General features: G+C 42.5%; 13 protein-coding genes and 1 pseudogene. 13 read left to right on the forward strand and 1 reads right to left on the reverse strand.

Features of this window, described 5'->3' with window-relative positions:
- Positions 1 to 114 precede the first annotated feature (114 nt).
- The 13 genes and pseudogenes from R8P61_18525 (at position 115) to R8P61_18585 (ending at position 12,950) form a co-directional block, all read left to right on the forward strand.
- Positions 115 to 2,181, forward strand: a complete 2,067-nt coding sequence (locus R8P61_18525) for a hypothetical protein (GenBank protein MDW3649072.1) — start codon at positions 115 to 117, stop codon at positions 2,179 to 2,181.
- Positions 2,182 to 2,382: 201 nt separating this feature from the next.
- Positions 2,383 to 3,819, forward strand: coding sequence for an anthranilate synthase component I family protein (locus tag R8P61_18530; GenBank protein MDW3649073.1), 1,437 nt, complete (start codon positions 2,383 to 2,385; stop codon positions 3,817 to 3,819).
- A 34-nt stretch (positions 3,820 to 3,853) separates the two neighbouring features.
- A pseudogene (locus tag R8P61_18535) lies at positions 3,854 to 4,408 on the forward strand (aminodeoxychorismate/anthranilate synthase component II).
- Between the two features lie 60 nt (positions 4,409 to 4,468).
- Positions 4,469 to 5,458, forward strand: coding sequence for an anthranilate phosphoribosyltransferase (gene trpD, locus R8P61_18540; GenBank protein MDW3649074.1), 990 nt, complete (start codon positions 4,469 to 4,471; stop codon positions 5,456 to 5,458).
- Positions 5,459 to 5,563: 105 nt separating this feature from the next.
- Positions 5,564 to 6,385, forward strand: coding sequence for an indole-3-glycerol phosphate synthase TrpC (trpC, locus tag R8P61_18545; GenBank protein MDW3649075.1), 822 nt, complete (start codon positions 5,564 to 5,566; stop codon positions 6,383 to 6,385).
- 35 nt (positions 6,386 to 6,420) lie between these two features.
- On the forward strand, positions 6,421 to 7,023 hold the full coding sequence (locus R8P61_18550) for a phosphoribosylanthranilate isomerase (GenBank protein MDW3649076.1): 603 nt from the start codon (positions 6,421 to 6,423) through the stop codon (positions 7,021 to 7,023).
- A gap of 19 nt (positions 7,024 to 7,042) precedes the next feature.
- The gene (gene trpB / locus R8P61_18555) at positions 7,043 to 8,239 is read left to right on the forward strand and encodes a tryptophan synthase subunit beta (protein ID MDW3649077.1); all 1,197 of its coding nucleotides are present in this window, start codon (positions 7,043 to 7,045) and stop codon (positions 8,237 to 8,239) included.
- Positions 8,240 to 8,318: 79 nt separating this feature from the next.
- A complete protein-coding gene (gene trpA, locus R8P61_18560) occupies positions 8,319 to 9,107 on the forward strand; it encodes a tryptophan synthase subunit alpha (GenBank protein MDW3649078.1) in 789 nt (262 codons plus the stop codon).
- A 27-nt stretch (positions 9,108 to 9,134) separates the two neighbouring features.
- The gene (locus R8P61_18565) at positions 9,135 to 10,148 is read left to right on the forward strand and encodes a bifunctional 3-deoxy-7-phosphoheptulonate synthase/chorismate mutase (protein MDW3649079.1); all 1,014 of its coding nucleotides are present in this window, start codon (positions 9,135 to 9,137) and stop codon (positions 10,146 to 10,148) included.
- Positions 10,149 to 10,248: 100 nt separating this feature from the next.
- Positions 10,249 to 10,461, forward strand: a complete 213-nt coding sequence (locus R8P61_18570; GenBank protein MDW3649080.1) for a hypothetical protein — start codon at positions 10,249 to 10,251, stop codon at positions 10,459 to 10,461.
- A 26-nt stretch (positions 10,462 to 10,487) separates the two neighbouring features.
- Positions 10,488 to 10,925 carry a hypothetical protein gene (locus R8P61_18575; protein MDW3649081.1) on the forward strand — a complete coding sequence of 146 codons (438 nt, stop codon included), beginning with the start codon at positions 10,488 to 10,490 and terminating at the stop codon, positions 10,923 to 10,925.
- Between the two features lie 162 nt (positions 10,926 to 11,087).
- Complete coding sequence (locus R8P61_18580) at positions 11,088 to 12,590, forward strand: DUF5106 domain-containing protein (GenBank protein ID MDW3649082.1); 1,503 nt, start codon at positions 11,088 to 11,090, stop codon at positions 12,588 to 12,590.
- Positions 12,591 to 12,662: 72 nt separating this feature from the next.
- Entirely contained in the window at positions 12,663 to 12,950 is a 288-nt protein-coding gene (locus tag R8P61_18585) for an antibiotic biosynthesis monooxygenase (GenBank protein MDW3649083.1), read from the forward strand.
- Here the strand turns inward: R8P61_18585 and R8P61_18590 are convergent.
- Positions 12,935 to 13,387, reverse strand: a complete 453-nt coding sequence (locus R8P61_18590; protein ID MDW3649084.1) for a hypothetical protein — start codon at positions 13,385 to 13,387, stop codon at positions 12,935 to 12,937. The two genes, R8P61_18585 and R8P61_18590, sit on opposite strands and share 16 nt — an antisense overlap.
- Between the last annotated feature and the right edge of the window lie 11 nt (positions 13,388 to 13,398).

Genomic DNA, 13,398 nt, shown 5'->3' on the forward strand with positions numbered 1-13,398 from the left:
CTTAGGATCGAAACCTATCCACCTGAAAGACAGTTATTAAATTACACACAAGACTATTGGACGACATTTTTGTCGACCACTTTTTGTAATTTGTACCTAAAGGCCCCAAGAACCATGAACAGATTTACTCTTTTCATTTTTGCATTCCTTTATGTATTCCTGGCTCTACCACAAGCTATACTGGCTCAGGATGATTTAGAGAAAAGAATCCTAGAGTTTGGAAAGCTGGATCCGGAATTCCTTGATGAGGATTTATTTAGGTTTTATAAAGACGAAGATGCTGTCATTATCAATGATCTCGGCAGAGTATCACTTTTGATGATGGGCAATTCACCCAAAGTGCTTTATACCTATGTCCGCAGGATAAAAATCCTCAATAAAGCCGGGGAAAGATATGGCAAAGTAAAGATAGAAGTGGATGAATCCATTGGGGATGCTTTGCTGGAAATAAAAGCGGTTACTCATAAGCTCAATAGCGAAAGGGAAACTGTAACTTTCCCCGTTAGTAAGAGAAAAGTAAAACAAGAGCGAATCAAAGGAGAAAAGCGAATCTTTAGCTTTGAGTTTCCTTTTGTAGAACCCGGGGTCGTGCTGGAATACAGTTACCAGATCAGGTCCAGAAATATTGACCAACTAAAGCCCTGGACTTTCAATCAGGATATTCCCGTAGTCCAAAGCGAATACCAGACCTTTATTCCTCGTTCCTTTGAATACTTGCCGGTTATCACGGGCAACATTACGCGTATCAGACAATTCCGGGACAATTATCAAACCCGTGACGATAGAGATAGATTCAGAAATCGAAGTCGCATCAGAAACAACTCTCCATTTTACAACAATTCTCTCTACGGCCAGCAGAGCCTTTTCGGCAATTTCAATGCGTATATCATGACAGATGTACCTGCATTGAGAAAAGAAGCATTTTCTTTAGAATCCAATGCAGGAGGAACACAAATCTCCCTACAGTTGAGAAAGGATAGCTTTAGAGGAAGGTCCAGCGCGGTAGCTTTTGACAATTGGAATGATCTCAATAAGCACATGCTCAAAAAAGTGAAGCCTGCTAAAGTGAGAGCCCGTAAAAAACTGGTCAGAGCAAAAACCAATCAATTGCAAAAACTATCCCGGGGGAAACGAGTCTTACTGGAAAACACCCTGGCTGCAGTACAAAAACAAATCAAATGGAATGGCAAATATGGATTGGATGGAGTGAATGTCGAAAGGGCTAAAAATAAACGGCAGGGAAGTGCAACAGAGATCAATATGTACCTCTATCATCTATTGAAAGAGGGTGATATAGAAGTTTATCCGGTTATCCTGAGTACCAGAGATCATGGCGTAGTTAGTTCTCAATATGCCAGCCTTGCTCAGTTTAATCATGCGATCGTTCTAGCGGTCATTGATGGCGAAGAGATACTGCTGGATGCCAGTAGTGATTTGGACCGATTAGGTATGCTTCCTCAAAATGACCTCAATCAGTTTGGTTATGTGGTCAATGGAGATGGTGGCAGGTGGGTTACCCTTAAATCCAGAAATAAAGTCAATCGGGTTACCTATAGTAGATTCAATCTCGATCAGCAGGGCGTTTTGAATGGGGAAATTTCGGTTGAGAACCGGGAGTATAGCGTTGTATTGGAACAGAAAAAGCTGGAAGGATATAAAGGCAAAAATGAGGAGTATTTACTAGAGGAAATTTTGATTGGTCTCAAAGACCCTAAAATTTTCCAAAATGCACTCAATCAACCCGAAGATGAGAAAGATCCTTTGATCGTAACCTGTGAATTGCGTACGGGAGATTATGTTGAAGTCGCAGACGAAGGAGAATTCATCATCATCAAACCCATGATGATTAAGGCGGTATTGCAGAATCCTTTCGACAATGAGATTCGAAATACACCCGTAGATTTCCCCTATCCACTTACTGATTCTCATATGATTGGGATTCGTTTGCCAGAGGGTTATGAAATTGCTCAGGCCCCTACTCCTATTCGAGTTTTACTTCCAAACGGAGGGGGATCTTTCACCTACAATGTGCTGGAAATGGGAAATATTATCCATTTTACCAGTGCAATCAATATCAACCAAACCACCTATCCTCCAGAACAATACGCAGGAATCAGGGACTTCTTCCAGTATGTGGTTAACAAGCATCAGGAAGACATCGTGATAAGGAAGATCCAATAAAAATTTGCTATATATTCAACATACTTTATATTTGTAGTCGAAAATCGAAAAGAAATAATGAAAGTTTTGCAGAATACTAATTTTTGGTGGTGGCACGGATCTGATACAGAGTCGTAGCTTCAGCCGTATTTGCAAAATTTAGAGAATATTTGGGCTTGCTGTCTACGACATTGCAAGCCCATTTTTTATTTGACAAACATTATGAACACCTATCCTCTCATCAGTAGCTACAAAAAGCTGCTAGCAGATACAGTTACTCCCGTTAGTCTCTACCTGAGATTGAGGGACCAGTTTGCAAACTCCATCATGTTGGAGAGTTCAGATTATCATAGCCAGGATAATTCCTATTCTTTTATCTGCTTTGATCCTATCTCATCTATTGAGGTAAAAGAATCTATGGTTTACATGAATTTCCCCGATGGAAAGAAAAAAGAGGTGGAATTGAGAGATCCGCAAAGTCTATGGCCAATTTTACAAAGCTATGTGGATAGTTTCGAAGTAGAGGAATTGGACCTGAAATTCAGTTACAATGGCCTTTTTGGCTACCATAGTTATGATGTGGTTCGACATTATGAAAGTGTCGATATCCAGCAGTATCAGGATGAAGCCAGAGAGATTCCGGATCTCCTGTATCAGGCCTATCGCTTTATGATCGTCATCGACCATTTCAAAAATGAAATGTACCTGCTGGAACATAGAAATGAGGAAGAAGATTCTCAGTTGGAGAAAATTGAGACCCTGCTGAAACACCATGTTTTGCCTCATTTTAGCTTTACGCCTGTAGGAGAGGAGTCCAGTAATATCACGGATCAGGAATACCTTAACATCGTACAAAAAGGCAAAGACCATTGCCAGAGAGGAGATGTCTTTCAGATCGTACTTTCCCGTCAGTATGCCCAAAGTTTTGAAGGGGATGAGTTTAATGTCTATCGTGCACTTCGATCCATCAATCCTTCACCTTACCTCTTCTACTGTGATTATGGATCATTCAAACTCATGGGTTCCTCTCCGGAAGCGCAATTGATCATTCAGGACGATACCGCGACTATCCATCCCATTGCAGGAACTTTTAAAAGAACCGGCAATGATGCAGAGGATTTGGAGCAGGCGAAAAAACTCTTCGATGATCCTAAGGAAAATGCAGAGCACGTTATGCTGGTTGATTTGGCCAGAAATGATCTAAGCAGAAGTGGCACTGATGTAGAAGTAAACACTTATAAAGAAATTCAATACTATTCCCACGTCATCCATTTGGTTTCAAAAGTAACGGCCAAGATAGATGAAAATGCTTCTTCAATGAAGCTGGTAGCTGATACCTTTCCGGCAGGAACCCTTTCCGGTGCGCCTAAACACAGAGCCATGCAATTGATCAATCAGTATGAAAACCAGAATAGAGGTTTTTATGGAGGCTGCGTGGGATATCTCGGATTCGACGGAACTTTCAACCAGGCCATCATGATTCGTTCTTGCCTCAGTAAAAAGAATGTACTCTACTACCAGGCAGGTGCGGGTATCGTATCCAAATCCAGTCCGGAAAGTGAACTCCAGGAAGTTCACAACAAATTGGGAGCAATGCGAAATGCGCTTCAGGTAGCAGCAACTCTGGGAGATCGCAAACCTTCAGCTGTCATACAATAACACTTATTCTAAAAACCCGCCAAGCCTTATATACATGAAGATTCTAGTTCTAGATAATTACGATTCTTTCACCTATAACCTGGTACACATCATTCGTGAACTGGGATATGGAGAAAATCTGGATGTATATCGAAATGATAAGATTAGTCTGGATGATGTGGCTCGCTATGATAAGATTGTCCTTTCACCAGGACCAGGCATACCCTCAGAAGCCGGGATCATGCCTGAACTGATCAAAAGATACGCGAGTAGGAAACACATTATCGGTATTTGCCTGGGACATCAGGCCATCGCCGAAAACTTTGGTGCGACTCTCTATAATATGCCCGAGGTACTCCACGGGATTCGAACTCCAGCTACCGTATTGAAACCCAAAGATCCCATTTTCAAAGGCTTACCCAAAAATCTTGATGTGGCACATTACCATTCCTGGGCCGTTGAAAGAGACTCGATCAATGGCGAAATGGAGATACTTGCAGAAGATGAGGACAAATGTGTCATGGCCCTTCGTCATAAAAATCTACCCCTCTATGGTCTTCAATTTCATCCTGAGTCCGTCATCACAGATCACGGCATCAAGATGATGAAAAACTGGTTGGAAATGCCCCTGAAAGAAGTGGTAAAACCCAGCGCACCCAGTTCTGCCAATATGAAAGGTATATTGAATCACCTTTTCTCTCATCAGACCCTCGATAAGCAACAGGCCAAAGAAATCCTGACCAATATTGCCAAAGGAGGCATGTACAATAATTCGCAGGTGGCTGCTTTCCTGACAGTCTTCATTATGCGGGGAATTACCGTCGAAGAATTGGGAGGATTTAGAGAAGCCATGCTCGAACTTTGCATTCCCGTTCCCCTGGAAGAGTTTGATCCCATTGATCTTTGTGGAACCGGGGGAGACGGTAAAAACACCTTCAATGTATCTACCCTAGCCTCTTTTGTGACAGCAGGAGCAGGGGTAGCTGTTGCAAAACATGGCAATTATGGAGTCTCATCCGTATCTGGTTCCTCCAACGTAATCGAATACCTCGGAGGTACATTCAGCAAAGACATCGATGAATTGAAGCGACAAATGGAGCGTTCCAATCTCTGCTTCCTTCACGCCCAGCTCTTTCACCCGGCCATGAAAAACGTAGGCCCCATCCGCAGGGAACTTGGCGTAAAAACCTTCTTCAATATGCTGGGACCCATGGTAAATCCTGCTTTCCCTAAAAAACAATTGGTAGGCGTATTTGATTTGCAGTTGGCGAGGCTATATGGATATCTCTATCAGAAAACGGATAAGAATTTCGTCATTCTCCATTCTCTGGACGGTTATGATGAAATTTCCCTGACAGCTGATACGAAATACCTTTCCAATGAAGGCGACAACCTGATCAGTCCGGAAATGATGGGCCTCAATCGTTGGCAGGCAGAAGATTTGCATGGAGGAGATACCGTAGAAGAAGCAGCCAAAATCTTCATGAACGTTCTCCAAAATCAAGCTACAGAACCGCAGAAACAAGTCGTTATCGCCAACGCTGCGATGGCAATTCATTGTTCCAAAGGTATCAGCATTTCAGATGCAGTAGCCAGTGCGAGAGAATCCCTCGATAGCGGCAAGGCATTGGATAGTTTTAAGAAGTTCATCAAAAAATAGTAAGAAGTATTCTTGTGTTCAGCTGTTCTCGTGTTATGGTTGAATGAATCCTGACAAGAACACCTGAACATGAGGACAGCCCAATACGTTAACAAGGTTTTACCCATGACCATTCTAGACGAAATAATTGCACATAAAAAGATTGAAGTAGAAGAGCGAAAAGCCCTTTATCCGATAAAATTATTGGAGAAAAGCATCTACTTCGACACTCCGGCTGTTTCGATGAAACACTATGTGAGTCGGCCCGACCTAAGCGGCATCATTGCCGAGATAAAGCGAAAATCTCCTTCTAAAGGAGATATCAATCCTTTTGTATCGGTAGAAAAGGTTTCCATTGGCTATATGCAGGCTGGAGCCTCGGCCCTTTCCATCCTCACGGATACCAAATATTTTGGTGGGAAGAATGAAGACCTGACTCTTGCTCGCCAAATGAACTATTGCCCTATTTTGAGAAAGGAGTTTATCGTCGATGAGTACCAAATCCTGGAGGCGAGATCCATAGGCGCTGATGCAATTCTCCTAATAGCTTCGGCACTTTATCCCGCAGAACTCAAGAAATTGGCGGCCTTTGCAAAATCAGTTGGGCTGGAAGTACTCATGGAAGTTCACGACCAAATGGAACTGGATCGTTCTCTCAATGAGCACCTCGATCTGGTGGGAGTAAACAATCGCAACCTTAAAGATTTTAGCGTTGACATCAAGACTTCCTTGCAATTAGCAGATCAGATTCCGGCGGAGTTTACCAAAGTTGCAGAAAGTGGAATCAGCGATCCCAAAGAGGTAGTCAAACTCAAGCAGGCAGGCTTTCAGGGATTTTTGATGGGACAAAAATTTATGGAAACCAGTGCTCCGCATAAAGCTTGTGCAAAGTTTGTTGACGAACTGGAAAAACTCCTGAAGGAAAATAAAGTATTGCAAGGAAAATGAAGGCTGGCTCGGACATAAAATTAAAAGTGTGCGGCATGAAGTTCCCGGATAATGTGGAACAATTGCGGGAGCTAAGCCCCGATTTCATGGGCATGATCTTTTATGAAAAATCCAGCAGGAACGTGGGAGACAGTCTGGAAGCAAATAGGATAAAGGCACTTTCTCATCCTCAAAAGATTGGCGTCTTTGTAAATGCGGAAAAGGAATTTATGCTAAAGAAGGCAGAAGATTTTGGCCTTGACTACTTACAACTGCATGGTCAGGAAACGCCCCGACTTTGCAAAGAACTACAGGAAAGAGGGATCGGGATTATCAAAGTCTTCTCTGTAGGCAATGGATTTGATTTTAGCATACTCAAAGACTACGAGTCCTATGTCGATTTTTTCCTTTTCGATACCAAAGGAAAACATCCGGGAGGAAATGGAGTGGTCTTCAATTGGGATATTCTGAATCAATACCCCAGTCATGTACCTTTCTTTTTGAGTGGGGGAATCAGTTTGGAGAATGCCGGTGCTATCCCGAATCATCCCAGGCTCTATGCCATAGATGTAAACAGCAAATTTGAGCTAAGTCCAGGCTTAAAAAATATAGAACAGTTAAAAGAACTCAAGAAACAAATGGCTACTGCCCAGGCATAGTCAAAAGTATACGATCATCATGAACAAGATTATAGAATCGCCCTTTCAGGTAAACGAGCATGGATATTATGGCCAATTCGGAGGGGCCTTTATCCCGGAAATGCTTTACCCCAATATAGAAGAACTGAGAGAAAACTACCTACAGATCATAGGTGAAGCTGATTTTCAGGAAGAATTTCGTTCCTTACTGAAAGATTATGTGGGCAGACCGACACCTCTATACTTCGCCAAAAGATTATCAGAAAGCATAGGCGCCCAAATCTACCTCAAGCGGGAAGACCTTTGCCATACGGGAGCTCATAAAGTAAATAATACGATCGGACAAATCCTCCTGGCCAAACGCCTGAATAAACCCAGAATCATTGCTGAGACGGGAGCTGGCCAACATGGAGTAGCTACAGCTACGGCTTGTGCCTTGATGGGCATGGAGTGTATCGTTTATATGGGTTCGGTAGATATCGAAAGACAGAAACCTAATGTAGAGCGAATGAAAATGTTGGGGGCAAAAGTAGTCCCTGCAGAATCTGGAAGTAAAACCCTCAAAGATGCCACGAATGAAGCCATGCGCCATTGGATCAACAATCCTAAAGACACGCATTATATCATTGGTTCCGTGGTAGGTCCACACCCTTATCCGGATATGGTCGCCCGTTTCCAATCGGTCATCAGTGAGGAAATCAGGCTTCAGTTGAAAGAAAAAACAGGCAAAGAAACCCCTGATTATGTTGTTGCCTGTGTAGGTGGGGGAAGTAATGCTGCAGGTGCCTTTTATCATTTCCTGGATGATAAAGAAGTAAAACTGGTAGCAGCAGAAGCAGCAGGACTTGGAATTGATTCCGGCAAATCCGCTGCAACTACCTATCTGGGAAAAGCCGGTGTCCTTCATGGTAGCAAAACGATCCTCATGCAAACAGAAGATGGACAAGTCGTAGAACCTCATTCTATTTCAGCGGGACTCGATTATCCGGGTATTGGTCCTATCCACGCACATTTATTTGATTCTGGTAGAGGCAAATTTTACTACGTGACAGACCAGGAAGCCATGCAAGCCGGCTACAAACTCAGCGAGATTGAAGGCATCATTCCAGCCATTGAATCCGCTCATGCCCTGGCAGCTCTCGAAAAGATGGAATTGAAAAAAGAAGATGTCGTCGTTCTCAATCTCTCAGGCAGAGGCGATAAGGATTTGGCGACTTACATCAAACATCGAAAGTAAAAGGTATTGGCGTAGGGGCGTTAAATCCAAGATCAACTCCAATACGCTAACCCCCAAACACATCAATATGCATATTCCTATGAACCGCATAAAAAAACTCTTCGAACATAAATCCGGCAATATCCTATCGGTCTTTTTTACTGCCGGACATCCGGAGCTGAATGATACAGTAGAGATCATTACCGAGCTAGCTGCTTCAGGGGTAGATCTCATTGAAATCGGGATGCCTTATTCCGATCCTATAGCTGATGGAACCACCATACAGGCCAGCAGCTTCAAAGCCCTTCAAAATGGCATGAGCATTCAGACGCTTTTTGATCAATTGAAAGGAATCCGCGAAAAAGTTGACATTCCCCTCATCCTCATGGGCTATCTCAATCCTGTCATGCAGTATGGCATAGAGAAGTTCTGCGAGCAAGCGGAGAAAGTAGGGATAGATGGTTTTATTCTGCCGGATTTACCCATGGCCGAATACCAGGCCTTTTATCGAAAAACCTTTGAGCAACATGCTTTGAGTAATATTTTCCTCATTACTCCACAAACCTCAGAAAAACGTATCCAGCTGATAGATGAGGTGAGTGATAGCTTTATATATGTAGTATCCACAGATAGCACTACAGGTCGCACAGAAGGCTTCAATGAGCAACAAGTGGCTTATTTTCGCAGGATACAGGAAATGGGACTTAAGAATCCCCATTTAATTGGCTTCGGCATTTCAGATCATAAAAGTTTCAGCGATGCCAGTGCCCATGCAAAAGGAGCAATTATCGGTAGTGCCTTCATAAAAGCCCTGGAAAAGGAAGGCAGCATCAGCGAAAGAGTTAGAAATTTCGTCCATAAAATAAAAGGACTGGAATTGCAGGCCTAGAACCATCACCCTTGAGAAAACCATCAGATGATCATACAACTCAGCAATCCCATCAAAGAATCCGACAAGCAAAATATTCTGGATAAAATTGCAGATATCGGATACAAGGCGCGTGAGATCAATACCCAGAAAGGCCACTATATGGTTGCCATCGGTAAAACTGCCTTTGATATCAGGACCATCGGAAGCCTTCCCGGTGTAAAAGATGTACATCGGGTAACGGATGCCTATAAATTTGTTTCCCGAAAATGGAAAGTCAAACCGACTGCTATTGACCTGGGAGATGGAGTGATAATTGAAGAAGGGAAATTCAGCATCATGGCGGGTCCTTGTTCGATTGAAGGAGAAAAGCAGATCGAGCAAACCCTCAAACATTTGAAGGAGCAAGGGGTCAGAATCATGCGGGGTGGAGTTTATAAACCTCGTTCTTCTCCCTATTCTTTCAGAGGAATGGGAATAGATGGGCTAAAGATGTGGGCAACTATGGCCCGCGAATATGGCATTAAGATCATAACAGAGGTTATGCAATCTTCTCAAATAGAAGATATGTATGAGTACATAGATATCTTCCAGGTGGGAGCAAGAAATACCCAGAACTTCAATTTGCTGGATGCTCTCGGAGAAGTAGATAAACCCATATTACTCAAAAGAGGCATCTCAGGTACTATCGAAGAACTCCTCCAATCAGCCGAATACATTTTCTCCGGTGGCAATGAAAAGATCATGCTTTGTGAGAGAGGAATCAGAAGTTATGAAAAGGCCTATCGAAACACCATGGATATCAATGCCATAGCCATGCTTAAGGATAAGTCGCATTTACCGGTGATCGCTGATCCCTCTCATGGAGTAGGATTGCGTAATTTTGTAGAACCAATAGCACTGGCTTCTGTCATGGCTGGAGCTGATGGAGTGATCTATGAAACCCATCCCATTCCAGAAAAAGCTTTCTCGGATGCTCAACAAACCTTGAGTTTCTATGAATCCTCAGAATTAATCCGTAAATTGAGCTTAGCTTTTTCCCTTATACAAGACAAATTTTAAAGCTGAAAGGCTTTCTCTGGCTACACACTCTATCGAAAGAATGTCGGGTGACTTTTGTCCGAACTTTCGTCCTAAGTACAACCTTTAAAATAGCTAGATTATGAAGCTGTTCACACTTATATGGATACTAATGATGGGAGGAATTAGCCTCTACATGGGTATTCTTAGTATCGTCAAGGGAAAGATTTCTACCATCTCCCCGCTCGAATGGAAGTCCAAAAGTGAGCACTCATTGCCCTATTCCATTTATGTCCTTACTCCGGTATTTCTCATATTCGGAGCCTTAATGCTAAGTCTCTATTTCTTCGCATAGGTAAATGTTATAAATTTGCCTTCCCCATGTTGACAAAAGCAGAAATAGAAAACGTCCACATCAGCCTTGTTGTGAATGAGGAGCAAGTCTTAGCCCTCAGAGTTTCAAAAAGTGGTGCCCTCAACCGTATGGGCGATGGCAGCGATGATCCCAAAATGCGACTGATGTTCATGAAACGCATCGAAGAGCCTCTTTTCGATCGTTTGATGGAAATACTTTCCCTTGATTTATTATCAATGGTGGGAAGATATACCTTCCCTGATCCCAAAGGTGACATCACCCAATTACTTATTACCCTCGAAGGAGAAAAGGATACGGAGACTGGCTATGAATTTGTCTACGGATCTGACTCAGAAGGCCCTCCTGAAGAGATCATAGATTTCGTCGAATATGCAGTCGAACTTAGTGATCCCTACTGGGAAGATTTTCTCTCTCGCAAGCTGCAAGGTTCCAAAAAACCCTAATAGGGTTTAGCTTTCTCCAATTGTATCAATTTTAAATAGAGAATCTAGCTGGTAGAAAGTCTGCCAGCCCCTAAAATGATTCGGCTTATTTAGGTGTTTATACCTCTATTTTTATGTAATTTTGCCGAAATTGCTTTCTAGAATAAAGCTCAAGCAAAACTTATGCAACTCAAGATAAATCTCTATTCTTCCTTTCTTTGTATTTCTCTCTCGGCTTTACTCTTTTTCTCCTGTAAGCAGTCAAGTACCAGTGATACCAGCTCTGCAGTAGCCGGAACCACTACTCCTGCAGTAGAAAAAGTTGACAATCGTCCGATTGACAAAAACTATGAAATTGGCGTCAAGCTCAATAATTATAGCGAACCTAAGATTTATTTGGGCCACTATTACGGCAATACCAATCGCCTGAGAGATTCAGCCGAGCTGGTCAACGGTAGCTATTTATTTAAAGGAGAAGTAACCCTGGAGCCGGGCATGTACCTGGTTATCCTCCCCCCTACGAATCGGTTTTTTGAAGTCGTCGTGGATAGAGACCAGCATTTCAATATTGATACGGATACCACTGATTTGATAGGCAATCTAAAAATAGAAGGTTCTGTTGACAATCAGATTTTCTACGATGATATCAATTTCCTCTCCGTGCAAAGAGAGAAGATTACTCCTCTTCAGCAAAAATTCCAGCAGACACAGGAAGGAAGTTCGGAGTATGAAGAACTAAAAACCCAAATGGCTGAAATTGATTCTACTGTCATGAGACATAGGAGAAAATTGAATGCTGAACATGGAGAGAAGTTTTATCCAAAATTCCTCAAGGCCATGGCAAGGATAAAAGTTCCTGATGCACCTGAAGGAGCTGAAGAAAGTTGGCAATTTTATTACTACAGAGGTCACTTCTGGGATGATATTGATTTTTCGGATGGTCGTATGTTGCGCTCTGTAGTTTTGGGGAATAAAGTCAAGGAGTACATGGACAATTTGACACCCAAGCATCCGGATTCTGTAAATAAGTCTATCGACCTCATATTGGGAATGGCTAAGGAAAATGATGATGCATTCCAGTATTTCGTAGCTCATTTACTCAATACCTATGGAATTGAGAATAAGCAAATGGGCATGGATGCGGTCTTTGTACATGTAGTGGAAAGATATTACCTCTCTGGCGCTGCCTGGTGGGCGGACTCTGCTCAATTGGCCAATATGGAAGAAAGAGCCCTGGCCCTTAGCCCCAATCTCATTGGAAGAAAAGCGCCAGACTTTACTGCTTTAGATGAAAACAATCAGCCCCGGAGCCTGTACAGTGTAAACTCACCTTATACCATCCTCTATTTCTGGGATTATGATTGTGGGCATTGTAAAACAGTAACTCCCAAACTCACCGAAATTTGGCCAAAATTTAAAGATAAAGGAGTCGCTCTTTATGCCTTGAGTATCAATGGAGATATTGGCATCTGGAAAGAAAAAATCAAAGAATATAATCTCACGGGAGCTGTAAATGTACAGGATCACAGAAGACAATCTGGCTTCGATGGCATGTACGATATTCGCTCCACTCCAAGAATCTTCCTCCTCGATCAGGATAAGAAAATACTTTACAAGCAATTTGCAGTAGAAGATCTGGAAGGAATCCTGGAGCATGAATTTGAAAAGGAAGAAGAGGCAGATTAACATAGCGATCTGCTCAAACCGATATACAGGCGGCGATACTCATCGTCGCCTATTTCTTTTAATTAAATTCCTATGATACTTGAAGTTGCCATCCTGAATATAAAGGACGGAAAAACGAAAGCATTCGAACAAGATTTTCAAAAAGCCAGCCCGTTCATCCAAAATAATCCTGGCTATATTTCCCATGACTTGAAGCGCTGCATGGAAAATGATCATCAATATATCCTGTTGGTGAAATGGGAAAATCTGGAAGATCACGAAGAAGGCTTCCGGAAATCGGAGAATTATGGGCCCTGGAAAAAACTCTTACATCATTATTATGATCCCTTTCCAGTGGTAGAACACTATGAAGCGGTCTGAGAAGTAGGCAATAACTTTCTGAGCATGTAGAGCAACAAAACAGCTCGCAAACTCCAGGCTATCGTCCTTATCCAATTGCTATTTACCAAAGCTTTAATTGCTTCGACATCATAGTTGAGTGTGATCTTATTGTGCAAAGGGACCTGAATAAAAAAGGTACTCAACCAAATAAGGACAAGCAGCCCCAAACTAATCCAACACAAATGGGGGGAAAGCCCCTCACTTCTTTGTAGTACTAATAATACTGCTGTACCCAATTCAACTAACATAAGTGGTCCGACAATCGGGCTGATCCAGTTTCTATGAAGGATCTCATACTGCTGAAACGAAACTTCACCTACATATTCAAACAAAGGATAATGGAGCCATTGAATGATCCAGATAATCCCACACATCATCAAGGTCGAAAGCAGGTGAATCAGGAAGAGATCTCGCATGTTGATCGGGT

This window comes from Bacteroidia bacterium, from assembly GCA_033391075.1.
Classification (GTDB): Bacteria; Bacteroidota; Bacteroidia; order J057; family J057; genus JAWPMV01.

Bases quoted from the DNA above. Each gene is read 5' to 3' on its own strand.
- R8P61_18530 (MDW3649073.1), top strand. From the start codon at position 2,383: ATGAACACCTATCCTCTCATCAGTAGCTACAAAAAGCTGCTAGCAGAT.
- R8P61_18525 (MDW3649072.1), top strand. From the start codon at position 115: ATGAACAGATTTACTCTTTTCATTTTTGCATTCCTTTATGTATTCCTG.
- trpB (MDW3649077.1), top strand. From the start codon at position 7,043: ATGAACAAGATTATAGAATCGCCCTTTCAGGTAAACGAGCATGGATAT.
- R8P61_18575 (MDW3649081.1), top strand. From the start codon at position 10,488: ATGTTGACAAAAGCAGAAATAGAAAACGTCCACATCAGCCTTGTTGTG.
- R8P61_18570 (MDW3649080.1), top strand. From the start codon at position 10,249: ATGAAGCTGTTCACACTTATATGGATACTAATGATGGGAGGAATTAGC.
- R8P61_18580 (MDW3649082.1), top strand. From the start codon at position 11,088: ATGCAACTCAAGATAAATCTCTATTCTTCCTTTCTTTGTATTTCTCTC.
- R8P61_18565 (MDW3649079.1), top strand. From the start codon at position 9,135: ATGATCATACAACTCAGCAATCCCATCAAAGAATCCGACAAGCAAAAT.
- trpC (MDW3649075.1), top strand. From the start codon at position 5,564: ATGACCATTCTAGACGAAATAATTGCACATAAAAAGATTGAAGTAGAA.
- trpD (MDW3649074.1), top strand. From the start codon at position 4,469: ATGAAAGGTATATTGAATCACCTTTTCTCTCATCAGACCCTCGATAAG.
- R8P61_18590 (MDW3649084.1), bottom strand. From the start codon at position 13,387: ATGCGAGATCTCTTCCTGATTCACCTGCTTTCGACCTTGATGATGTGT.
- trpA (MDW3649078.1), top strand. From the start codon at position 8,319: ATGAACCGCATAAAAAAACTCTTCGAACATAAATCCGGCAATATCCTA.
- R8P61_18550 (MDW3649076.1), top strand. From the start codon at position 6,421: ATGAAGTTCCCGGATAATGTGGAACAATTGCGGGAGCTAAGCCCCGAT.
- R8P61_18585 (MDW3649083.1), top strand. From the start codon at position 12,663: ATGATACTTGAAGTTGCCATCCTGAATATAAAGGACGGAAAAACGAAA.